This is a genomic window from Leptothrix discophora (assembly GCF_030705305.1).
Taxonomy (GTDB): Bacteria; Pseudomonadota; Gammaproteobacteria; order Burkholderiales; family Burkholderiaceae_C; genus Sphaerotilus; species Sphaerotilus discophorus.
This window is the reverse complement of record NZ_JAUZEE010000002.1, coordinates 130,254-152,276: the sequence shown is the minus strand read 5'-3', so window position 1 is coordinate 152,276 and position 22,023 is coordinate 130,254. Positions and strand designations below refer to the sequence as shown.

General features: G+C 68.7%; 23 protein-coding genes. 12 read left to right on the top strand and 11 right to left on the bottom strand.

Translation table 11 applies throughout. The features are described from left to right. Both Q8X39_RS04315 and gmd read right to left on the bottom strand, forming a co-directional pair. A partial coding sequence (locus tag Q8X39_RS04315) for a beta strand repeat-containing protein (RefSeq protein WP_305748402.1) occupies positions 1 to 2,618 on the bottom strand: 2,618 nt, incomplete at its 3' end. Between the two features lie 262 nt (positions 2,619 to 2,880). Further along, the gene (gene gmd / locus Q8X39_RS04310; protein WP_305748401.1) at positions 2,881 to 4,002 is read right to left on the bottom strand and encodes a GDP-mannose 4,6-dehydratase; all 1,122 of its coding nucleotides are present in this window, start codon (positions 4,000 to 4,002) and stop codon (positions 2,881 to 2,883) included. Positions 4,003 to 4,095: 93 nt separating this feature from the next. Between gmd and Q8X39_RS04305 the strand changes: the two genes are divergently transcribed. Further along, entirely contained in the window at positions 4,096 to 4,338 is a 243-nt protein-coding gene (locus Q8X39_RS04305; RefSeq protein WP_305748400.1) for a type II toxin-antitoxin system Phd/YefM family antitoxin, read from the top strand. A 3-nt stretch (positions 4,339 to 4,341) separates the two neighbouring features. After that, positions 4,342 to 4,728: a type II toxin-antitoxin system VapC family toxin gene (locus Q8X39_RS04300; RefSeq protein ID WP_305748399.1), complete on the top strand. Its 387-nt coding sequence runs from the start codon at positions 4,342 to 4,344 to the stop codon at positions 4,726 to 4,728. Here the strand turns inward: Q8X39_RS04300 and fcl are convergent. The 7 genes from fcl to Q8X39_RS04265 all read right to left on the bottom strand — a co-directional run bounded on the left by fcl (position 4,725) and on the right by Q8X39_RS04265 (position 10,897). Beyond that, positions 4,725 to 5,660 carry a GDP-L-fucose synthase gene (gene fcl / locus Q8X39_RS04295; protein ID WP_305748772.1) on the bottom strand — a complete coding sequence of 312 codons (936 nt, stop codon included), beginning with the start codon at positions 5,658 to 5,660 and terminating at the stop codon, positions 4,725 to 4,727. The two genes, Q8X39_RS04300 and fcl, sit on opposite strands and share 4 nt — an antisense overlap. Before the next feature lie 17 nt (positions 5,661 to 5,677). Continuing rightward, positions 5,678 to 7,144, bottom strand: coding sequence for a mannose-1-phosphate guanylyltransferase/mannose-6-phosphate isomerase (locus tag Q8X39_RS04290; RefSeq protein ID WP_305748771.1), 1,467 nt, complete (start codon positions 7,142 to 7,144; stop codon positions 5,678 to 5,680). Between the two features lie 40 nt (positions 7,145 to 7,184). Next, positions 7,185 to 7,736 (bottom strand): dTDP-4-dehydrorhamnose 3,5-epimerase, encoded by a 552-nt coding sequence (rfbC, locus tag Q8X39_RS04285; RefSeq protein WP_305748398.1) that lies wholly within the window; start codon positions 7,734 to 7,736, stop codon positions 7,185 to 7,187. 29 nt (positions 7,737 to 7,765) lie between these two features. Further along, positions 7,766 to 8,650, bottom strand: a complete 885-nt coding sequence (gene rfbA / locus Q8X39_RS04280; protein ID WP_305748397.1) for a glucose-1-phosphate thymidylyltransferase RfbA — start codon at positions 8,648 to 8,650, stop codon at positions 7,766 to 7,768. Positions 8,651 to 8,690: 40 nt separating this feature from the next. Then, complete coding sequence (gene rfbD / locus Q8X39_RS04275; RefSeq protein WP_305748396.1) at positions 8,691 to 9,608, bottom strand: dTDP-4-dehydrorhamnose reductase; 918 nt, start codon at positions 9,606 to 9,608, stop codon at positions 8,691 to 8,693. Between the two features lie 3 nt (positions 9,609 to 9,611). After that, positions 9,612 to 10,679 (bottom strand): dTDP-glucose 4,6-dehydratase, encoded by a 1,068-nt coding sequence (gene rfbB / locus Q8X39_RS04270; RefSeq protein WP_305748395.1) that lies wholly within the window; start codon positions 10,677 to 10,679, stop codon positions 9,612 to 9,614. Positions 10,680 to 10,756: 77 nt separating this feature from the next. Next, entirely contained in the window at positions 10,757 to 10,897 is a 141-nt protein-coding gene (locus tag Q8X39_RS04265) for a hypothetical protein (protein WP_305748394.1), read from the bottom strand. A gap of 28 nt (positions 10,898 to 10,925) precedes the next feature. On the opposite strand from Q8X39_RS04265, the gene Q8X39_RS04260 reads away from it, so the two are divergent. Further along, positions 10,926 to 12,053 carry an MraY family glycosyltransferase gene (locus tag Q8X39_RS04260; protein WP_369538092.1) on the top strand — a complete coding sequence of 376 codons (1,128 nt, stop codon included), beginning with the start codon at positions 10,926 to 10,928 and terminating at the stop codon, positions 12,051 to 12,053. 7 nt (positions 12,054 to 12,060) lie between these two features. Further along, on the top strand, positions 12,061 to 13,590 hold the full coding sequence (locus Q8X39_RS04255; protein WP_407067963.1) for a DEAD/DEAH box helicase: 1,530 nt from the start codon (positions 12,061 to 12,063) through the stop codon (positions 13,588 to 13,590). Between the two features lie 108 nt (positions 13,591 to 13,698). Here Q8X39_RS04255 and Q8X39_RS04250 read toward each other — a convergent pair whose 3' ends face one another. Next, positions 13,699 to 14,493: an SAM-dependent methyltransferase gene (locus Q8X39_RS04250; RefSeq protein ID WP_305748393.1), complete on the bottom strand. Its 795-nt coding sequence runs from the start codon at positions 14,491 to 14,493 to the stop codon at positions 13,699 to 13,701. Then, positions 14,486 to 15,133 carry a Maf family nucleotide pyrophosphatase gene (locus Q8X39_RS04245; protein WP_305748392.1) on the bottom strand — a complete coding sequence of 216 codons (648 nt, stop codon included), beginning with the start codon at positions 15,131 to 15,133 and terminating at the stop codon, positions 14,486 to 14,488. The genes Q8X39_RS04250 and Q8X39_RS04245 overlap by 8 nt, the downstream gene beginning before the upstream one ends. A gap of 96 nt (positions 15,134 to 15,229) precedes the next feature. Between Q8X39_RS04245 and Q8X39_RS04240 the strand changes: the two genes are divergently transcribed. The 8 genes from Q8X39_RS04240 (at position 15,230) to fabF (ending at position 22,018) form a co-directional block, all read left to right on the top strand. Further along, complete coding sequence (locus Q8X39_RS04240) at positions 15,230 to 15,775, top strand: YceD family protein (RefSeq protein WP_305748391.1); 546 nt, start codon at positions 15,230 to 15,232, stop codon at positions 15,773 to 15,775. A 213-nt stretch (positions 15,776 to 15,988) separates the two neighbouring features. Further along, a complete protein-coding gene (gene rpmF, locus Q8X39_RS04235; RefSeq protein WP_130483482.1) occupies positions 15,989 to 16,171 on the top strand; it encodes a 50S ribosomal protein L32 in 183 nt (60 codons plus the stop codon). Positions 16,172 to 16,345: 174 nt separating this feature from the next. Further along, positions 16,346 to 17,443, top strand: a complete 1,098-nt coding sequence (plsX, locus tag Q8X39_RS04230) for a phosphate acyltransferase PlsX (RefSeq protein ID WP_369538091.1) — start codon at positions 16,346 to 16,348, stop codon at positions 17,441 to 17,443. Positions 17,444 to 17,498: 55 nt separating this feature from the next. Beyond that, complete coding sequence (locus tag Q8X39_RS04225) at positions 17,499 to 18,494, top strand: beta-ketoacyl-ACP synthase III (RefSeq protein WP_305748390.1); 996 nt, start codon at positions 17,499 to 17,501, stop codon at positions 18,492 to 18,494. 102 nt (positions 18,495 to 18,596) lie between these two features. Then, positions 18,597 to 19,535, top strand: a complete 939-nt coding sequence (gene fabD, locus Q8X39_RS04220; RefSeq protein WP_305748389.1) for an ACP S-malonyltransferase — start codon at positions 18,597 to 18,599, stop codon at positions 19,533 to 19,535. Positions 19,536 to 19,578: 43 nt separating this feature from the next. Continuing rightward, complete coding sequence (gene fabG / locus Q8X39_RS04215; RefSeq protein ID WP_305748388.1) at positions 19,579 to 20,319, top strand: 3-oxoacyl-ACP reductase FabG; 741 nt, start codon at positions 19,579 to 19,581, stop codon at positions 20,317 to 20,319. A 167-nt stretch (positions 20,320 to 20,486) separates the two neighbouring features. Beyond that, complete coding sequence (acpP, locus tag Q8X39_RS04210) at positions 20,487 to 20,726, top strand: acyl carrier protein (RefSeq protein ID WP_012345645.1); 240 nt, start codon at positions 20,487 to 20,489, stop codon at positions 20,724 to 20,726. A gap of 47 nt (positions 20,727 to 20,773) precedes the next feature. Then, positions 20,774 to 22,018, top strand: coding sequence for a beta-ketoacyl-ACP synthase II (gene fabF / locus Q8X39_RS04205; RefSeq protein ID WP_305748387.1), 1,245 nt, complete (start codon positions 20,774 to 20,776; stop codon positions 22,016 to 22,018). Positions 22,019 to 22,023 lie beyond the last annotated feature (5 nt).

The window sequence follows — 22,023 nt, the reverse complement described above, 5'->3', positions numbered from 1 at the left end:
CCGGTGCCACCGATCTGCGAGTCTGCACCGGTACCACCGATCATGAAGTCGTTGCCATCGCCGCCAACGACGGTGTCGTTGCCGTCACCGGCGTTGAAGGTGTTGTTGCCACTGTTGCCCGTCAGCCGGTTCGCCACGGCATCGCCGGTCGCGTCCACGTTGGCGCTGCCGGTCAGCGTGACGTTCTCGACGTTCGCGACCGCCAGCGCGTAGCTGGCGGCGGTCAGGATGGTGTCGCTGCCTTGGCCGGCGGATTCGGTGATGGTGTCGGCCGCGTCCAGCACGTAGCTGTCGTCGCCCAGGCCACCCACCAGCACGTCGGCACCCGCTGCGCCGTCCAGCGTGTCGTTGCCGCCCAGGCCGCTCAGGGTGTTGGTGCCGCTGTTGCCGGTCAGCACGTTGGCGTTGCCGTCGCCGGTGGCGTCGACGTTGGCCGTGCCGGTCAGCGTCACGTTCTCGATGCCGCTGATGGCCAGCGTGTAGCTTTGCCCGATCTCCAGCGTGTCAGCCGTGCCGCTGCTGTCGGTGATGGTGTCGAGCGCGTCGTACACATAGGTGTCGTTGCCCGCGCCGCCGATCAGCGCGTCCGCGCCGGCGCCGCCGTCCAGGCGGTTGTTGCCGGTGTTGCCGGTGATGGTGTTGGCGTCGCCGTTGCCGGTGCCGTCGATGTTGGCGCTGCCGGTCAGGGTCAGGCTTTCGAGACCCGTGCCCAGCGCGAAGCTGGCACTGGCCTCGACGCTGTCGGTGCCTTCGCCCGTCGCCTCGGTGACGACATCGGCGCTGTCGTCGACCACGTAGGTGTCGTTGCCCAGGCCACCGGTCAGGGTGTCGATGCCTGCGCCGCCGTCCAGGCGGTTGTTGCCGGTGTTGCCGGTGATCGCGTTGGCGATGGCGTTGCCGGTGCCGTCGAGGTTCGCGGTGCCGGTCAGGACGAGGTTCTCGACCAGGTCGTAGGTGCCGATGTTCTCGGCACGGATGTTCTGGCTCAGGCCGAAGCTGACCGAGGCGATGACGGTGTCGTTGCCACCGTCGTTGTTGATGTCGCCGGGCGCGAAGAAGCGCTCGACCACGGCGTCGTTGGCATCGTTGACGAGGTAGGTGTCGTCGCCGATGCCGCCGTACAGCGTGTCGTTGCCGATGCCGCCGTCCAGCGTGTCGTTGCCCGCGCCGCCTTCGAGCCAGTTGTTGACCGTGTTGCCGACGATGACGTTGTTGATGCCGTTGCCGTAGCCGTAGCTGCTCGTCGAGCCGGCCACGACAGCCGTGCCGGCCAGCACCAGCTTCTCGACGAAAGCGCCGATGCCGCCCGAGTCGCGGTAGCTGATGACGGTGTCATAGCCGCCGGCATCCAGGCCGGAACCGTTGTAGTCCCGCTCTTCCTGAACCAGGCCGCCGTCCTGTTCGACGATGTAGGTGTCGTCACCCGCGCCGCCGATCATGGTGTCACCGGCCGCCCGGCCGTCCAGCACGTCGTTGCCGCTGCCGCCGACCAGGCTGTCCGTGTAGACGGTGCCGGCCAGGATGTCGCCGTTGCTGCTGGCGGTCTGCGTGATGGTCGTGATGACGGCCTCGTTGTCGACCAGCGTCGCGGTCGCGCTGGACACGCCCAGCACGCCACCACCGGCGGCACTCAGGTCCAGCGTGAAGGTGCGCAGGGCCGCGCCGTCCTGCACGGCGTTGTCGTTGACCAGGACGCGCACGACCTTGGAAACCTCGCCCGGTGCGAAGGTCAGGGTGCCGACGGCGGAGATGTAGTCGTTGGCGGCGGTGACCGGATCGACCAGCGCCAGGGCGGTGCCGTCGGCCGTCTGGTAGGTCACGGTGACGTCGGCGACGCTGGGAGCGCTCAACGTGACGAGGAAGTCGACGTAGCCCTGGTGCTCGCCCACCACGCCGCCCTGGACGTTGAGGGTCGGCGACGGGTCGGTCGCCGCACTGCTGTCCTGCACGATGACATGCACGAGGTCGTCGGCCAGCGTCGCGCCGGAGGGGCTGGAGAACAGCACGCTGATGAGCTCGCGGCCCTCGATGTCGCTGTCCGGCGTGATCGGGATGTCGATGCGGCCAACCGTCGCGCCGGCTGCGATGGTCAGCGTCCCGCTGGTGGCGGTGTAGTCGCTGCCGGCCGTGGCGGTGGCGTTCTGGGTGGTGTAGGCCACGCTGACGGCGGAGGCCGAGGGCGCGTCCAGGGTCACGTAGACGGTGGCGATGCCGGCCGATTCGTCGACCACCACGTCGCCCGGCGTCAGGACCGGCAGGGCGACGACGGCGGCCGCGCTGGACTCGACCAGGGTCGCGGTCACGAGGTTGTTCGAGAACACCACGTCGGGGTCGGTGGTGCTGAGCTGGAGCTGGAAGCCGGCGAAGTGGTTGGCGATCAGCAGGTCACGGGTCAGGTCGACCGCGATGGTCGCCGTGCTGTCACCCGGGTTGATCGTGACGAGCGCGTTCGGGAGCGAGTAGTTCGCACCGCCGATGGACAGGCCATCCATGCCCGAGTAGGTGATATCGAAAGGATTGGCTGCGGGCGTGCCCTGGCTGGCAATGCGCAAGGTGAAGACGGCGGAGGCATCGCCTTCGCTGAAGACGACATCGTCGACGGTGATGTAGGTGGCCACGAGTTCTTTTCCCCAGAGTCTGAAAAAAGGACAGCCGCTCAGCGGCCGTCCGGTGTTGACGTTGGGTAGATGAAAACTCAGACCGTGGACTCCCGACAATCCCGTGGCCACGCGTGCGTGGCAAGCCGACAGTGAAAGCGGTAATGCTTCTTGGTTGGCCGTTGCGGTGCCGGGCGTTAAGCCTGGGCTCAGGCGATGAACCTGAACCGAGGCCTAACCAGACATCGGCCGCCGGTCGCCGGGCCGGCGACGGCTTGGTCCGTCACTCGTGGTGATCAAACGCCTGGAAGCCCGCCAGCTTCACCAGGCTGTCCTTGCGGGCCGCCGTGTAGTCGCTCTCGATCATTTCCTTGACCAGTTCCTCGAAGGTCGTCTGCGGCGTCCAGCCGAGCTTGGTGCGGGCCTTGGTCGGATCGCCCAGCAGCGTCTCGACCTCGGTCGGGCGGTAGTAGCGCGGGTCGACCTTGACGATGACGTCGCCGACCTTGACCTTGGCCTTGTTGCCGGTCACGGCCTTGACGTAGCCGAACTCGTTCTCGCCCTCGCCGTCGAAGGCGACCTCGATGCCCAGTTCGGCCGCCGCACGGCTCACGAACTGGCGCACGCTGTACTGCACGCCGGTGGCGATGACGAAGTCCTCGGCCTGCTGCTGCTGCAGCATCAGCCACTGCATCTCGACGTAGTCGCGCGCATGGCCCCAGTCGCGCAGCGCGCTCATGTTGCCGAGGTAGAGGCAGTCCTGCAGGCCCAGCGCGATGCGGGCCACGGCGCGCGTGATCTTGCGCGTCACGAAGGTCTCGCCGCGGATGGGGCTCTCATGGTTGAAGAGGATGCCGTTGCAGGCGTAGATGCCGTAGGCCTCGCGGTAGTTAACCGTGATCCAGTAGGCGTACATCTTGGCCACGGCATACGGGCTGCGCGGGTAGAAGGGCGTGGTCTCCTTCTGCGGGATCTCCTGCACGAGGCCGTACAGCTCGCTGGTGCTGGCCTGGTAGAAGCGGGTCTTCTTCTCGAGCCCGCAGATGCGGATCGCCTCCAGCAGCCGCAGCGCGCCGATGCCATCGGCGTTCGCGGTGTATTCGGGCTCCTCGAAGCTGACCGCCACATGGCTCTGTGCGGCCAGGTTGTAGATCTCGTCGGGCTGGACCTGCTGGACGATGCGCACCAGGCTGGTCGAGTCGGTCAGGTCGCCGTAGTGCAGCACGAAGTTGCGGTGCTCGACGTGCGGGTCCTGGTAGAGGTGGTCGATCCGGTCGGTGTTGAACAGGCTGGAACGGCGCTTGATGCCGTGAACGACATAGCCCTTCTTCAGCAGGAACTCGGCAAGGTAGGCGCCGTCCTGGCCGGTGACGCCGGTGATGAGGGCAACTTTGGCTTGGGTCATGGTGGTCTCGGAGGGAATCATCGGGCTCGGGAGAGCGGGTGGTGTGGCACCGGGTGGACAATCAACCCGTGCACTTCTTTCGGAGGACTGGGCATGCGGACCGTCGACGTGAACGAAGCGACCTCCACGCTGGCTCGGCTGGTGGAGGTGATCGAGTCGGGTCTGGAGCTCGAAGTGGTGATCGAGCGCGAAGGGCGTCCTGCCGCCCGTCTCGTCCCGATCCGGTCCGTGCCGGACCCATCACGCCGCATCGGTGCGGCTCGCGGCCAATTCGAGGTGCCCGATGACATCGACATCGATGCCGAACGGATCGCCCGGCAGTTCGAGGAGGACTGAACGGTGGACCTGCTGCTGGACACGCACATCGCGCTTTGGGCCTTGGCCGACGACGCTCGCCTCAGTCCCCCGGCGCGCAGCCTGATCCTCGAACCGGCCAACACGGTTGCCGTGAGCGCCGTTTCGGTGTGGGAGATCGCGATCAAGCATGCGCTCAGCAAGGGGAACATGCCGGTCTCGGGATCACAGGCGCTCGCCTGGTTCAAGGCGTCGGGGTATGAGGTCCTCGACATCAGCGCCGACGTGGCAGCTGCCGTCGAGAAGTTGCCGGCGCTGCACGGCGATCCATTCGACCGGCTGCTGGTCGCGCAGGCAGCGCGCCTCGGCTTGCGGCGCATGACCCACGATGCGACCGTTGCGAAGTACGCGGACACGATCATCCGCGTCTAGCCCCTTGCGGCCTGGAAGGGCGCCGCCTCATACGCCAGGCGGATGCCCTCGCGCAACGGGGTGCGTGCGCGCCAGCCGAGGTCGGCCAGGCGGCTGACGTCGAGCAGCTTGCGCGGCGTGCCGTCGGGCTTGCTGGTGTCGAAGACGATGCGGCCCTGGAAGCCCACGATGTCCATGACGGTCTCGGCCAGCTCGCGGATGGTGACGTCGGTGCCGGTGCCGATGTTGACCAGCGGGCCGTCGTAGCCCGTCTGCATCAGGTGAACGCAGGCGTCGGCCAGGTCGTCGACATAGAGGAACTCGCGCATCGGCGTGCCGGTGCCCCAGACGACGTATTCGGCATCGCCGCGCAGGCGGGCCTCGTGGGCCTTGCGCAGCAGCGCCGGCAGCACGTGGCTGTTGGCGAGGTCGTAGTTGTCGTTCGGGCCGTACAGGTTGGTCGGCATGGCCGAGATGTACTGGCGACCGTGCTGGCGGTTGTAGCTCTCGGCCAGCTTGATGCCGGCGATCTTGGCGATCGCGTAGGGCTCGTTGGTGGGCTCCAGCGGGCCGGTCAGCAGGTAGTCCTCTCGGATGGGCTGCGGGCAGTCGCGCGGGTAGATGCAGCTGCTGCCCAGGAACATCAGCCGCTGCACGCCGGCCAGGTGGGCGCCGTGGATGAGGTTCGATTCGATCAGCAGGTTCTGGTAGAGGAAGTCGGCGCGGTAGAGGTTGTTGGCCTGGATGCCGCCGACCTTGGCCGCCGCGATGAAGATGTAGTCGGGCTTCTGTTCGGCCAGGAAGTCGTGGACCGCACGCTGGTCGATGAGGTCGAGCTCGGCATGGGTGCGGGTGATGATGTTCGTGTAGCCACCGGCCTTCAGGCGGCGCACGATGGCGCTGCCGACCATGCCGCGATGGCCGGTGACGTAGATCCTGGCGTCGGGATTCATCATGTCGTTGGGGTGGTTCATTGGCGGCCGTAGGTGTCCTCGAAGCGGACGATGTCGTCCTCGCCGAGGTAGCTGCCGGACTGGACCTCGATGATCTCGAGCGGCACCTTGCCGGGGTTGGCCAGCCGGTGGGTCTGGCCCAGCGGGATGTAGGTCGACTGGTTCTCGCTGAGGATCATCACCTTGTCGCCGTTGGTCACCTCGGCGGTGCCGCTGACGACGATCCAGTGCTCGGCGCGGTGGTGGTGCATCTGCAGGCTCAGCGAGGCGCCGGGCTTGACCATGATGCGCTTGACCTGATGGCGCGGGCCCATGTCGATGCTGTCGTACCAGCCCCAGGGTCGGTGGACCTTGCGGTGCAGGTTCTGCTCGCCGCGCTGCTGGGCGCCGAGCGCCTGGACGATCTTCTTGACGTCCTGGCTGCGGGCGCGGTCGGCCACCATGACGGCGTCGGGCGTCTCGACCACGATGACGTCGTCCAGCCCGACCACGCTGACCAGCCGGCTGGTGGCATGCACGAGGGTGTTGCGGCTGTCCATCGCGATGACGTCGCCGTGGGCCGCATTGCCGTCGGCATCCTTGGCCGCCGCCTGCCAGACGGCGTCCCAGGCGCCCAGGTCACTCCAGCCGGCAGCCAGCGGGACCATGCGGATGTCGAAGGCGCTGCCGGGGCAGCGTTCCATGACGGCGTAGTCGATCGATTCGGCCGGCACGGCGGCGAAGGCGTCCTTGCCGGGGCGCACGAACTTGGCATCGGTCTGGCTTGCCGCGAAGGCGACGCGGGTCGCGCCGGCGATGTCGGGACGGAAGCGGTCGAGCGCGGTCAGCCAGGTCGACGCCCGCAGCACGAACATGCCGCTGTTCCAGGTGTAGTCGCCCTCGGCGAGGTAGCGCTCGGCGGTGGCGAGGTCGGGTTTCTCGACGAACTGGGCCACCTGAGCAACATCGGCGACATCGGCGCCAGCGGCACCACCGCCCCCCGGCGTGCTGCGGATGTAGCCGTAGCCGGTTTCGGGCCGGTCGGGCGTGATGCCCAGCACCACCACGGCCCCGCCGGCAGCGGCGCGTGCGGCGCGTTGCAGCGCGGCGGTGAAGGCGGCCGTGTCGGCGACGATGTGGTCGGCCGCAGTGACCACCAGGATCGGGTCGCCGCCATCGGCCTCGGCCTGCAGCGCGGCCAGCGTGATCGCCGGGGCGGTGTTGCGACCGATCGGTTCGAGCAGCACGGCGCGGGGCTCGCAGGCGACCTCGCGCAGCTGGTCCAGCACCAGGAAGCGGTGTTCCTCGTTGCCGACGATGAGGGGCGCGCGCACCGCCAGGTCCGGCGCCGCCAGGCCCTGCAGGCGCAGGGCGGCCTGCTGGAACAGGCTGCGGTTGCTGTCGTCGAGGACCAGGAACTGCTTCGGGTAGCCCGCACGCGACAGCGGCCACAGCCGGGTGCCGCTGCCGCCGGCCATGATGACGGGTTGGAGGGTCAGGGTCATGTTGCTCATCTTGGAGGTCCGGTGTCAGCCGGGCTGACGTTCAATCGAAACGGCGGGCATCGGCCAGCAGCGGTGCGACCACGTCCTTGCCCGACAGCAGCGGCTCGATGCCGTCCAGCGGCCAGGTGATGGCCACCGACGGGTCATCCCAGCGCAGCGCCGCCTCGGACGGCTGATCGTAGAAGGCCGTGGTCTTGTAGAGGAAGTCGGCGCTCTCGCTGAGCACCAGGAAACCGTGCGCGAAACCCGGCGGGATCCAGAACTGCCGGTGGTTCTCGCCGCTCAGTTCGACACCGGCCCAGCGGCCGAAGGTCGGGCTGCTGGCGCGCAGGTCCACCGCGACGTCGTAGACGAGGCCCTGGGTGCAGCGCACCAGCTTGCCCTGCGCATGCGGCGGCAGCTGGTAGTGCAGGCCACGCAGCACGCCGCGAGCGGACCGGCTGTGGTTGTCCTGCACGAAGGTGACCGGGTGGCCGACGGCGGCGTCGAAGCCACGCTGGTTCCAGCTTTCCATGAAGAAGCCGCGTGCGTCGCCGAACACCTTCGGTTCGAGGATCAGCGGGCCGTCCAGTTCGGTGCGGAGGATGTTCATGAGGGTCATGACGGCTCGAAGGGCCGGTCTCAGAAAGTCTGTTCGTGCAGGACCTTGAGCAGGTACTGGCCATAGCCGTTCTTCAGCAGCGGCTGGGCCAGGCGCTCGAGCTGCGCGGCATCGATCCAGCCTTGGCGGAAGGCGATTTCCTCCAGGCAGGCCACCTTCAGGCCCTGACGCTTTTCCAGCGTGGCGATGAACTGGCCGGCCTCCAGCAGGCTGTCGTGGGTGCCGGTGTCGAGCCAGGCGTAGCCGCGGCCCATGATCTCGACGTCGAGCTGGTTCTGGCGCAGGTAGGTCGCGTTGACGTCGGTGATCTCCAGCTCGCCGCGCGGGCTGGGCGCGATGCTGGCGGCGATGTCGCAAACCTGCTCGTCGTAGAAGTACAGGCCGGTGACGGCGTAGTTGCTCTTGGGCTGGCGCGGCTTTTCCTCGATGCTGAGGGCACGCCGCTGGTCGTCGAAGGCGACCACGCCGTAGCGCTCCGGATCGGTCACGTGGTAGGCGAAGACCGAGGCACCGGTGGTGCGCCTGCTGGCGCTGTCGAGCAGGCCGACGAGGTCATGGCCGTAGTAGATGTTGTCGCCCAGGATCAGCGCGCTCGGGTCGCCGCCGACGAAGTCGCGGCCGAGGATGAAGGCCTGCGCCAGGCCGTCCGGGCTGGGCTGGACGCAGTACTGCAGGTTCATGCCCCACTGGCTGCCGTCGCCCAGCAGGTGCTGGAAGCGCGGCGTGTCCTGCGGCGTCGAGATGACCAGCACGTCGCGCATGCCGGCCAGCATCAGCGTCGACAGCGGGTAATAGACCATCGGCTTGTCGTAGACCGGCAGCAGCTGCTTGCTGACCGCCAGCGTGGCCGGGTGCAGCCGGGTGCCGGAGCCACCGGCGAGGATGATGCCCTTGCGATTCTTCATGTCTTGTCCCTGGGTCGGATCTTGGGGTTGGGAGACGGGTTCAGCGCGGCGCCAGCACCTCGGCCAGCATGCGGTCGACGCCGTCCTGCCACGGCGGCGGCACCAGCCCGAAGGCCTGCTGCAGCCGGGCGGTCGACAGGCGCGAGTTGTGCGGCCGGCGTGCCGGCGTCGGGAAGGTGCTGGCGGGCACGGGGGCGATCTCGCGCACGGCCAGGGCCTGGCCGTGGCGACGCACCCAGTCGATGACGTGGCTGGCGTAGGCATGCCAGCTGGTCTCGCCTGCCGCGACGGCGTGGTAGACGCCCGTCAGCGCGGCCGCATCGGCCGGCCGGCGCAGCGCGTCGCGCAGCATGTGGCCGCTCAGGTCGGCCAGCAGGTCGGCACCGGTCGGCGCGCCGAACTGGTCGTCGACGACGGTCAGGCGCTCGCGCTCGGCAGCCAGCCTCAGCATGGTGCGGGCGAAGTTGCCGCCGCGGGCCGCATGGACCCAGCTGGTGCGCAGGATCAGGTGGCGGCAGCCGCTGCGGCGGATCGCCAGCTCGCCGTCGAGCTTGGTCCGGCCGTAGACGTTGAGCGGGCCGGTCGGCTCGTCCTCGTCGCGGAAATGTTGGCCTTCGCCGTCGAAGACGTAGTCGGTGCTGTAGTGGACCAGCCAGGCGCCGCTCTCGCGGGCGGCCTCGGCCAGCACGGCGGGGGCCTCGGCGTTGACGCGACGGGCGAGACCGGCGTCGGCCTCGGCCTTGTCGACGGCGGTGTAGGCCGCGGCATTGACGACCGCGTCAGGCCGGAGGGCGCGCACGGTGGCCGCCAGGCCGTCGAGGTCGGCGAGGTCACCGCAGCCTTCGGTCGAGTGGCGGTCCAGCGAGATCACGGTGCCGAGCGGCGCCAGCGCGCGCTGCAGTTCCCAGCCGAGCTGGCCGTTCTTGCCCAGCAGCAGGATCTTCGGGGTCGTGTGCATCGATCAGCCGGCCTGGCGGGCGGTGTAGTTCTGGTCGACCCAGTCGCGGTAGCTGCCGCTCTGGACATGCGCGACCCAGTCGGCATGGTCGAGGTACCACTGCACGGTCTTGCGCACGCCGGTCTCGAAGGTCTCGGCCGGGCGCCAGCCCAGTTCGCGTTCGACCTTGCGCGCGTCGATGGCGTAGCGGCGGTCGTGGCCAGGGCGGTCCTTGACGTAGGTGATCAGGCGGCGGTAGCTGCCAGCCGGGTCGGGGCACAGTTCATCGAGCAGGTCGCACAGGGTGTGCACGATCTCGAGGTTGGTCTTCTCGTTCCAGCCGCCGATGTTGTAGGTCTCGCCGAGCCGGCCGCCGGCCAGGACCGCGCGGATCGCGCTGGCATGGTCACGCACGTAGAGCCAGTCGCGCACGTTCTGGCCGTCGCCGTAGATCGGCAGCGGCTTGCCGGCCAGGGCGTTGACGATCATCAGCGGGATCAGCTTCTCGGGGAAGTGATAGGGCCCGTAGTTGTTGCTGCAGTTGGTGGTCACCACCGGCAGCCCGTAGGTGTGGTGCCAGGCGCGCACGAGGTGGTCGCTGGCGGCCTTGCTGGCCGAGTACGGGCTGTTCGGCTCGTAGGGATGGCTTTCGGTGAAGGCCGGGTCGGTCGCGCCGAGCGAGCCGTAGACCTCGTCGGTCGAGACGTGGTGGAAGCGGAAGGCGGCCTGCTCGCCGGCGTCCAGCGCCGACCAGTGCGCACGCGCCGCCTCCAGCAGCGCGTAGGTGCCTTCGATGTTGGTGCGCATGAAGGCGCCCGGGCCATGGATGCTGCGGTCGACATGGCTTTCGGCCGCGAAATGGACGATGGCGCGCGGCCGGTGCTCGGCCAGCAGGCGGTCGACCAGCGGCCGGTCGCAGATGTCGCCATGAACGAACACATGGCGCGGGTCATGCCGGATCGACGCCAGGTTCTCGAGGTTGCCCGCGTAGGTCAGGGCGTCGAGGTTCAGGACAGGTTCCTGCGACTGCTCGAGCCAGTCGAGCACGAAGTTGCTTCCGATGAAGCCGGCACCGCCGGTGACGAAGATCATGGGTTTCCAGGAATGGCAAAGACCGAAATGGTGGCAGGAACTGCGGTAGTTGCTTCGTTCGACGATCGCGCAAAGCGTCAAAAATCTTTGCTGGACTGACGCAGCTTGGCCTTGATCTGACGGTTCAGTCGGAAAAAATGAGAAATGTGATAGCTTGCCGACCCCTCACCAGGGCCGTGATTTTGTTCCTTGGCGGCAAGAGCCGCCGCTCCAATCATGCGCACTCCTGATCGGGACAGCCTATCCATGACCATGCGTCTCTTCCTCCTGTCGTTCGCCGCTGCCCTCTTTGGGACCCTGCTGATCGTGAGCTCGGCCCGGTTGCACGGCCGCTTCTCTGGCGACCATGACCGCAGCGGTCCGCAGAAATTCCACGCCCGCGCGGTGCCCCGCATCGGCGGCGTCGGCATCATGTGCGGAATGCTGGTCGGCATGGTCTACAGCCTGTTCATGCCGGGCAGCGAGACCGAGACCAAGCTGGCGCTGATCGCCGCCGGCGTCATCGCCTTCGGGGCCGGGCTGATCGAGGACTTCACCAAGAAGGTCACCCCGCGTCAGCGCCTGCTGGCCGTGACCCTCGCCGCCGCCGTGGCGCTCTGGCTGGCCGGCGCCGAGATCGTCCGCACCGACATCGTCGGCATCGATCCGCTGCTGGAGATCGCCGGCGTGTCTGCCCTGGTGACGCTGTTCGCGGTGGCCGGCGTGGCCAATTCGGTCAACATCATCGACGGCTTCAACGGCCTCGCCTCCATGTGCCTGGCCATCATGCTCGGCGCGATGGCCTACGTGGCCTGGCAGGTCGGCGACCAGATGATCTTCCGCCTGGCGCTGATCGGCCTGGGCTCGGTGCTCGGCTTCTTCGTCCTGAACTACCCCTTCGGCCTGGTCTTCCTGGGCGACGGCGGGGCCTATTTCATGGGTTTCTGGGTGGCCGAGATCGGCATCCTGCTGGTGCACCGCAACGCCGACGTCTCGCCGATGTTCCCGCTGCTGCTGTGCATCTACCCGATCTTCGAGACGGTCTTCACCATGTATCGCCGCAAGGTGCTGCGCGGCCGACCGATGGGCCAGCCCGACGCCAGCCACCTGCACAGCCTGATCTACCGCCGCCTGATGCGCTGGGCGGTCGGCAAGCGCGACACGGCGACGATGCTTCGGCGCAACTCCATGACTTCCCCCTATCTGTGGGGTCTGTGCTCGCTGGCCGCCGTGCCGGCGGTGCTGTGGTGGGACGACAGCGCGATGCTGCAACTGAGCGCGCTGGTGTTTTGCGGCACCTACCTCGCGCTGTACCGCGCGATCGTCCTGTTCCGGACCCCGAAGGTGCTGGTACAGCACCGTGCGCCGGCCGCTCTGGCCGAGTCCGCACGATAATCCGCGCGTGAATCCAGAAAATCCTGTCGCGGCCGACGTGCCGCAAGAGCCGCCGGCGCCCGTCCGCTACGACGCGCAGCCCCTGCATCCGAAACTCCTGCGAGCCGTCGCGGATGCCGGCTACGAGACCATGACGCCGATCCAGGCCAAGGCGATCCCGATCGTCCTGGCCGGCCGTGACGTCATGGGTGCCGCGCAGACCGGCACCGGCAAGACCGCCGCCTTCTCCCTGCCCCTGCTGCACAAGATGATGCGGCACGAGAACGCCAGCGCCTCGCCGGCCCGTCACCCGGTTCGCGCGCTGGTGCTGGCCCCGACCCGCGAGCTGGCTGACCAGGTCGCCAACAACATCAAGGCCTACGCCAAGCACTCGCAGCTGCGCGTGGCCTGCGTCTTCGGCGGCATCGACATGGCGCCGCAGACGGCCGAGCTCAAGCGCGGCGTCGAGGTGCTGATCGCGACGCCGGGCCGGCTGCTGGACCACATCCAGATCAAGAACTGCCAGCTCGGCCAGGTCGAGTACGTCGTGCTCGACGAGGCCGACCGGATGCTCGACATCGGCTTCCTGCCCGACCTGCAGCGCATCCTGAGCTACCTGCCCAAGTCGCGCCAGACGCTGCTGTTCTCGGCCACCTTCTCGACCGAGATCAAGAAGCTCGCGCAGAGCTACCTGCAGGACCCGGTGCTGGTCGAGGTCGCGCGGCCCAACGCCACGGCGACCAACGTCGAGCAGCGCTTCTACAGCGTCACCGACGACGACAAGCGCGCGGTGGTGCGCCAGCTGCTGCGCCAGCGCGAGCTGTCGCAGGCCATCATCTTCGTGAATTCCAAGCTCGGCGCGGCCCGCCTGGCCCGCAGCTTCGAGCGTGACGGCCTGCGCACGGCCGCGCTGCACGGCGACAAGTCGCAGGACGAGCGCCTGAAGGCACTCGAAGCCTTCAAGCGCGGCGAAGTCGACCTGCTGGTGGCCACCGACGTCGCCGCCCGCGGCCTGGACATCGCGGACCTGCCGGCGGTCTTCAACTTCGACATCCCGTTCAACGCCGAGGACTACGTCCACCGCATCGGCCGCACCGGCCGGGCCGGTGCCTCGGGCCTGGCGGTGTCGCTGGCCACGCGCGACGACGCCCGCCTGGTCGCCGACATCGAGAAGCTGATCAAGAAGAAGATCGACCTCGAGGCCATCGAGCTGGAAGACGACCGCCCCGCGCGCCGGCCGCGCCGCCGCGAGTTCGACGAGGTGCCCGACGCCGCGCCGGCCCGTGCCGCCGACCATGCGCAGGCCGGTGTGTCGGCCAGCGCACCGGCCAGCACGCCGCCACCGAGCTACGCGCCGCGCCCGCAGCGTTCCGGCTCGCGGCACCATGCCGACCCCTTCTTCGACCGACCCTACGAGGCCGATCCGAACGCGCAGCCCGGCTGGGAAGGCAGCGTGCCGAACGCGCCGGCCAGCCAGCCCAGCACCGGCTTCGGTCGACTCGTCAAGCAGAAGCGCAAGGTTGCCTCGCTGCTGGGTGGCAAGCCGCCTGCGGCCTGACCCCAGCGATCCGCCGATCGGCCCGACAGGCCAGATCGGCACCCCGACAGCCGCCGCACCCATTCCGGGCCGGCGGTTTTTTCATGCCCGCCCGACGGCCCGACGCGCTCAGATGGCCAGGAACGAGAACACGGCCGGCAGATCGGCCGGCAGCTGCGGCGGCGACCGGCGCCATTCGGCCACCTTGCGGGTCAGGCTGTGGCCGCCCGGCAAGGTTAGGCCACAGGCGATGTTCAGGCGCGTGTCGGGCGACAGCGTCGCGCACAGGGCCTCGACCAGCGCCGCGTTGCGGTAGGGGGTCTCGATCATCAGCTGGGTCTGCTGCCAGCGGCGCGAGTGGGTCTCCAGCTCGCGCAGGCGCTGGGCCCGCTCGGCCTTGTCGACCGGCAGGTAGCCGACGAAGGCAAAGCTCTGCCCGTTCAGCCCACTGGCCGCGACCGCCAGGATCAGCGCGCTCGGCCCCGACAGCGGCAGCACCGGCACGCCCAGCGCATGGGCCTCGCTGACCAGCCGCGCGCCCGGATCGGCGACGGCGGGCAGGCCGGCCTCGGACAGCAGGCCGATGTCGTGACCGGCCAGCGCCGGCGCCAGCAGGGCTTTCCAGTTCGGCTCGGGCGCCTTGGCACCGCCCTTGGGCGGGCGCGGCAGCTCGGTCATCTGCAGGGACTGCAGCGGCTGCGCCAGCGGCACGACCGCATCGACGCGCTTGAGCAGCGCCCGCGCACTGCGTGCGTTCTCGACCACCCAGTGACCCAGCCCGGCCGCCACCTGCAAGGCTCCGAGCGGCAGCACCTGCTGGACGTCGAGCGCCTGCGACAGCTCGGCGGGCAGGCCATGGTCCAGCGTGTTGGGGACCAGGTAGAGACGACCCGGGCGCACGGCGCCGGCAGACGGTTCAGCCATGCAACGCTCCGGCGGTCAGGACAGGGTTCAGGCCGGCTGCGCGCAGCAGACGGCAGGTGGCGATCAGCGGCAGGCCGACCAGCGCGGTCGGGTCGTCGCTGCGGATGGCGTCGAGCAGGCCGATGCCCAGCGTTTCGCACTTGGCGCTGCCGGCGCAGTCGTAGGGCTGCTCGAGGCGCAGGTAGGTCTCGATCTCGGTCCGGTCCAGCATGCGGAAGGTCACCTCGACCGGCACGCGCACGACCTGCTCGTGGCCATCGACCGCGCGCACCAGCGCCAGGCCGGTGTGGAAGGTGATGGCTCGGCCGCTGAACCGCAGCAGCTGCGCGACGGCGCGCTCGTGCGTGTGCGGCTTGCCGACCGGCTCACCGTCACACGCGGCCACCTGGTCCGAGCCGATCACCAGCGCCTGTGGATGCAGCCTGGCGACCGCGCGGGCCTTGGCCAATGCCAGCCGCTCGCACAGCGCAGCCGGCGTCTCGCCGGGCCGTGGCGTCTCGTCGACCTGCGGCGCGACGACCTCGAAGGGCAGCCGCAATCGCGCCAGCAGCTCGCGCCGGTAGGGCGACGTGGAGGCCAGGATCAGGCGCGTCCGCGCACTGGGCAACGGCGACGGCAAGGGAACGTTCGGGTCGGGCACGGCGGGCGAGGGGGCGTGGATCAGGCGCGGATTGTTGCCGCTCCGACGCGCGGCGCGGCGGGCGGTCGACACGGGGTCGACACGTAAACTCGCGTGATGAAGACCGAACACAAGCCCCGCCGTCTCGATGTCCGCGCCTTCGCCGAGTCGGGCGAGACGCTCACGGGCGCGATCGCGCTGCAGGACCTCGAACGCATCGCCGCCCAGCTGCATGGCGACCTCGCCGGCGAGGTCCGCTGGGAAGCCAGCGGCCAGATCCACCAGCGCACCGGTGCGCCCGAGGAAGTCTGGGTCGACCTGCGCATCGAGACCGAGGTGCCGCTGGAATGCCAGCGCTGCCTGGACACCGTGAGCATCCCGGTCGAGATCGACCGACCCTTCCTGTTCGCGGCCGACGAGAAGTCCGCCGCCGAACTGGACGCCGAGTCCGACGAGGACGTGCTGGTGCTCAGCCGGGCCTTCGACCTGGTGGCGCTGATCGAGGACGAGGTGCTGCTGGCCCTGCCCATCGTGCCGCGCCATGAGACCTGCCCGAAGCCGGTTCCGGTCACCTTCGAGGCCGACGTCGCCGACGCGGAAGATGCCGAGGCACGCCCCAACCCGTTCGCGAAACTGGCCGTCCTGAAGAAGTCGGGCGGATGACGCCACCCGGCCCGTCGACGGCGCGCGACGCGTCTGTTCAGGCCCGTCCACCAAGGTGTCTGGGCAGCCGCTCCGGGCGGTGATAGAATCGCGGGCTTTTCCGTTCGGACCCACGCCATGGGGCCTGACTCGGCGGTCGACAGGTGTCGATGCAGCCGGGCGGCATCACTCGAGGCGCTTCGGGATCCGGCTACCAGATTCCAGGAGTCCGCCATGGCCGTTCAGCAAAACAAGAAGTCGCCTTCCAAGCGCGGCATGCACCGTTCGCACAATGCCCTGACCAACCCGGGCACGGCCATCGAGCCGACCACCGGCGAGGTGCATCTGCGCCACCACATCAGCCCGAACGGCTTCTACCGTGGCCGCAAGGTGCTGAAGACCAAGGCCGACGCCTGATCTGGCGTCCCCTGGTCCTTTCGTCACCGATCACCCACACCCTCGCTTGCGTGGCGTCGCAGCCTTGCGTCCGGCAAGGCCACGGCCGACGCCAGACGGCAGGTTCCGCGATGACGCGCTGCTCCTGAAGCGGATGCGCCCGTCGTGACCACCCTGCCCGCAAGCCCTGTCGTCGTGGACGTTCCTGCCCGCCCAAATCGCCCGGTCCGCCTGTCGGTGGACTGCATGGGTGGTGACCATGGTCCTTCGGTCACGCTGCCGGCGTGCAAGGCCTTTCTCGACAAGCACCCTGCGGCGGAGCTGATCCTCGTCGGCAAGCCCGGCGCGCTCAGCGAAGCAGCCGCCTGGTCGCGCGTGCGGATCATCGATGCGTCCGAGGTCGTCGAGATGCACGACCCGGTCGAGATCGCGCTGCGCAAGAAGCGTGACTCGTCGATGCGGGTGGCGATCCAGCAGGTCAAGGGCGACGATGCGCCCGCTGATGCCTGCGTGTCCGCCGGCAACACCGGCGCGCTGATGGCCGTCGCCCGCTACCTGCTCAAGACGCTCGACGGCATCGACCGCCCGGCGATCGCCTCGGTCCTGCCCAACCAGCACGATGGCTACACGACCATGCTGGACCTCGGCGCGAACGTCGACTGCAGCGCCGACCACCTGCTCCAGTTCGCGATCATGGGCAGCGCCCTGGTCGCCGCCGTGGACGGCAAGGAAGCCCCGACGGTCGGGCTGCTGAACATCGGCGAGGAAACGATCAAGGGCAGCGAAGTGATCAAGCAGGCCGCCGAGCTGCTGCGCACGGCGCACGCCAGCGGCCTGATCAACTTCCACGGCAACGTCGAAGGCAACGACATCTTCAAGGGCACCACCGACCTGGTCGTCTGCGACGGCTTCGTCGGCAACGTCGCGCTGAAGACGGCCGAGGGCCTGGCCTCGATGCTGTCGAGCTTCATCAAGCAGGAGTTCACCCGCACGCCGCTGACCAAGCTCGCGGCGCTGGTGGCCATGCCCGTGCTGAAGCACTTCAAGGACCGCGTCGACCACCGCCGCTACAACGGCGCCGCCCTGCTGGGCCTGCGCGGGCTGGTGTTCAAGAGCCACGGTTCGGCCGACGTCATGGCCTTCGAGAATGCCTTGAGCCGCGCTTATGATGCCGCCCGAAATCGGCTGCTCGAGCGGGTGCACCAGCGCATCCACGACGCGATGAAGACCCTGCCCGGGTCGACCGTCGCGGTCGCGGCCGACGTCTCCACATCGCCGCGTCAAGCCGCATGAGCACGCCGGGCCGTCCCCAGGACGAGGTCCGGATGGCGCAGCCTGAAGGTACTCCGTGAGCACACCCTCTCCGTCTCGCCACACGCGCATTGCCGGCACCGGCTCGATCCTGCCGAACCGCCGCCTCACGAACGCTGACCTGGCCGCCCAGCTGGCCGAGCGCGGCATCGAGACTACCGACGAGTGGATCGTCGAACGCACCGGCATCCGCGCCCGACACTTCGTCGACGCCGACACCAGCTCGAGCGACCTGGCAGTGACCGCCGGCCAGCGCGCGATCGAGGCCGCCGGTCTGCAGCCCGCCGACATCGACCTGATCATCGTGGCGACCTCGACGCCCGACATGGTCTTCCCGTCGACCGCGTGCATCGTGCAGCGCAAGCTGGGCATCACCAGCGGCGCGCCGGCCTTCGACGTCCAGGCCGTCTGCTCGGGCTTCATCTACGCGCTGACCACCGCCGATGCGCTGATCCGCACCGGCACCGCCCGCAACGCGCTCGTGATCGGCGCGGAGGTCTTCTCGCGCATCCTCGACTTCAACGACCGGACCACCTGCGTGCTGTTCGGTGACGGCGCTGGCGCGGTCGTGCTGTCGGCCAGCGACACGCCCGGCATCCTCGCGACCGACCTGCATGCAGACGGTCGCCACGTCGAGATCCTGTGTGTCCCCGGCACCGTCTCTGGCGGCGAGATCCTCGGCCAGCCGCTGCTGCGCATGGACGGTCAGGCGGTCTTCAAGCTGGCCGTCGGCGTGCTCGAGAGTGCGGCCCGCGCGGTGCTCGCCAAGGCCGGCCGGCAGGACAGCGACATCGACTGGCTGATCCCGCACCAGGCCAACATCCGCATCATGCAGGGCACCGCGAAGAAGCTGAAGGTGCCGCTGGACAAGCTGGTCGTGACCGTCGACGAGCACGGCAACACGTCGGCCGCCTCGATCCCGCTGGCCCTTGACCACGCCGTCCGCAGCGGCCAGGTCAAGCGCGGCGACACGCTGATGCTCGAAGGCGTCGGCGGCGGCTTCACCTGGGGCGCGGTGCTGGTCGACTACTGACCGGCACACGCGCTGCCGGCAGCACGCGCGCCGTCGCCGTGCCGGCACGTCCACCCGATCACCAGACTCCACCCTCCACTTCCACCCAACGGAACACTCACCATGACCGCGTTCGCCTTCGTCTTCCCGGGCCAGGGTTCCCAGTCGGTGGGCATGCTGTCGGCCTGGGGCGACCACCCCGCCGTGCGCAGCACGCTCGATGAAGCCAGCGCCGCGCTGGGCGAGGACGTGGCCGCGCTGATCGCCAACGGCCCCAAGGAAGCGCTGGACCTGACCACCAACACCCAGCCGGTCATGCTGACCGCCGGCATCGCGTGCTACCGCGCCTGGATCGCCGACGGCGGCGCCACACCGGCGGCGCTGGCCGGCCACTCGCTGGGCGAATACACCGCGCTGGTCGCGGCCGGCGCGCTGACGCTGGCCGACGCGCTGCCGCTGGTGCGCCTGCGCGCACAGGCGATGCAGGACGCCGTGCCCGTCGGCCAGGGCGGCATGGCGGCCATCCTCGGCCTGGACGCAGACGTGGTGCGCCAGGGCTGCGCCCAGGCCATGGCCGACAGCAGCGAGGTGGTCGAGGCGGTCAACTTCAACGACCCGAAGCAGACCGTCATCGCCGGCAGCAAGGGAGGCGTCGAGAAGGGCTGCGAGGTCCTGAAGGCGCTCGGCGCCAAGCGCGCGCTGCCGCTGCCGGTGTCGGCGCCCTTCCACTCCAGCCTGATGAAGCCGGCGGCCGAGCGGCTGCGCGAGCGCCTGGTCTCGATCTCGATCGCGACGCCGCAGATCCCGGTCGTCAACAACATCGACGTGACGGTGCAGACCGACGCCGACGCGATCCGCGACGCGCTCTACCGCCAGGCCTTCGGCCCGGTGCGCTGGGTCGAACTCGTGCAAGCCCTCAAGGCGCGCGGCATCGGCCATGTGGTCGAATGCGGCCCCGGCAAGGCCCTGGCCGGCATGGTAAAGCGCATCGACGCCGAACTCGTCGCCGCCAACCTGTTCGATCCGGCCAGCCTGGCCGAGGTCAAGACGCTGCTGGGCTGATCCCCGCCCGACCGCATTTGCCCACAAGAAGACGGAACCCGACATGACGTCCACCCCCGCACAGATCGCCCTCGTCACCGGCGCCAGCCGCGGCATCGGCCGCGCCATCGCCACCACGCTGGCCCAGCGCGGCTACACCGTGATCGGCACAGCGACGACCGAATCCGGCGCCGCCTCGATCACCGAGGCGCTGGCCCCGCACGGCGGCCGCGGCATCGCGCTGAACGTGACCGACGGCCCGGCGCTGGACGGCGCGATCGACGCCATCGTCAAGCAGCATGGTGGCCTGCATGTGCTGGTCAACAACGCCGGCATCACCCGCGACATGCTGTCGATGCGCCTGAGCGACGAGAGCTGGGACGCCGTCATCGACACCAACCTGAAGGCGGTGTTCCGCGCCTGCCGCGCGGCCATCAAGCCGATGATGAAGCAGCGCCAGGGCCGCATCATCAACATCACCTCGGTGGTCGGTGCGGCCGGCAACCCGGGCCAGGCCAACTACTGCGCCTCCAAGGCCGGCGTCGCGGGCCTGACCCGTTCGCTGGCCCGCGAACTGGGTGGCCGCAACATCACCGTCAATTGCGTCGCACCGGGCTTCATCGCCACCGACATGACCGAGGTCCTGCCCGAGGCCCAGAAGGCCGCGCTGATGGCACAGATCCCGCTCGGTCGCCTGGGCTCGCCCGACGACATCGCCGAGGCCGTGGCCTTCCTGGCCTCGCCGGCCGCCGGTTACATCACCGGTTCGGAATTGCACGTCAACGGCGGCATGTTCATGAACTGAGCGTCGTTCCGGCGACACTCGCGAAGGCTCGCGCCTTCACAGTTCAGTACACCCGGCCGGCCGATCTTCGTCCTGCACGGCCACCGGGTGAGTCCGGAAGACCCGATCTTCCGGTCCCTTAGAATCGCAGGCTGTTTTTGTTACCCCCTCCTGGAGGAGAACCCGTCATGAGCGACATCGAAGCACGCGTCAAGAAGATCATCGCCGAACAACTGGGCGTGGCCGAAGCTGAGGTCACGAGCGAAAAGGCCTTCGTGGCCGACCTGGGCGCTGACTCGCTCGACACCGTGGAACTGGTGATGGCACTCGAAGACGAGTTCGGCATCGAGATCCCGGACGAAGAGGCCGAGAAGATCACCACCGTCCAGCTGGCGATCGACTACGCCAAGAACAACGTCAAGGCCTGAGCACCGCTCAGCTTGACGACCCGCGCACTCTTGCAGCACGTTCTCGCATGACCCGTCGCCGCATCGTCGTGACCGGGCTCGGCCTCGTGACCCCCATCGGGAACACGGTGACCGAGTCCTGGGACAACCTGATTGCCGGCCGGTCCGGCATCGCCCCCATCAAGCGCTTCGATCCGTCCAATCTCGCCGTGCGATTTGCCGGCGAGGTCAAGGACTTCAGGATCGAGGACTACATCCCGGCCAAGGAAGCCCGGCACATGGATGCCTTCATCCACTACGGCATCGCAGCATCGCTGCAGGCCGTGGCGGATTCGGGCTTGCCCACCGGCGAGGCCCTGCCGGAGGAACTCGCCGAGCGCATCGGCGTGATGGTGGGCTCGGGCATCGGCGGTCTGCCGATGATCGAGAACACGCACGACGAGTACCGCGACCGCGGTGCCCGCCGGATCTCGCCATTCTTCGTGCCGGCCTCGATCATCAACATGATCTCGGGCCACGTGTCGATCCAGTGCGGCTACAAGGGTCCGAACCTGGCCATCGTCACGGCCTGCACGACCGGCCTGCACAGCATCGGTGCGGCGGCTCGCCTGATCGAGTACGGCGATGCCGACGTGATGATCGCCGGCGGTGCCGAGTCGACCATCTCGCCGCTGGGCGTGGGTGGCTTCGCGGCCGCCCGTGCCCTGTCGACGCGCAACGACGATCCCGAGACCGCCTCGCGGCCCTGGGACAAGGACCGCGACGGCTTCGTGCTCGGTGAAGGTGCCGGCGTGATGGTGCTCGAGGAATACGAGCATGCCGTCAGGCGCGGCGCCAAGATCTATGCCGAGGTCGCCGGCTTCGGCATGAGCGGTGACGCGTACCACATGACCGCGCCCAACGTCGACGGCCCGCGTCGCTCGATGCAGGCCGCGCTGCGCAACGCCGGGGTCAATCCCGACGAGGTGCAGTTCATCAATGCACACGGCACCTCGACGCCGCTGGGCGATGCCAACGAGACCAACGCGATCAAGCTGGCCTTCGGTGACCACGCCAAGCGGCTGGTGGTGAACTCCACCAAGTCGATGACCGGGCACCTGCTCGGCGGTGCCGGTGGCATCGAGTCGGTCTTCACCGTGCTGGGCCTGAAGAACCAGATCTCGCCGCCGACGATCAACCTGCACAACCCCGATCCGGATTGCGACCTCGACTACTGCCCGAACACGGCACGCGAGATGCGCATCGACGTGGCGGTGAAGAACAACTTCGGTTTCGGCGGCACCAACGGCACGCTGGTGTTCCGCCGGGTCTGATCGAC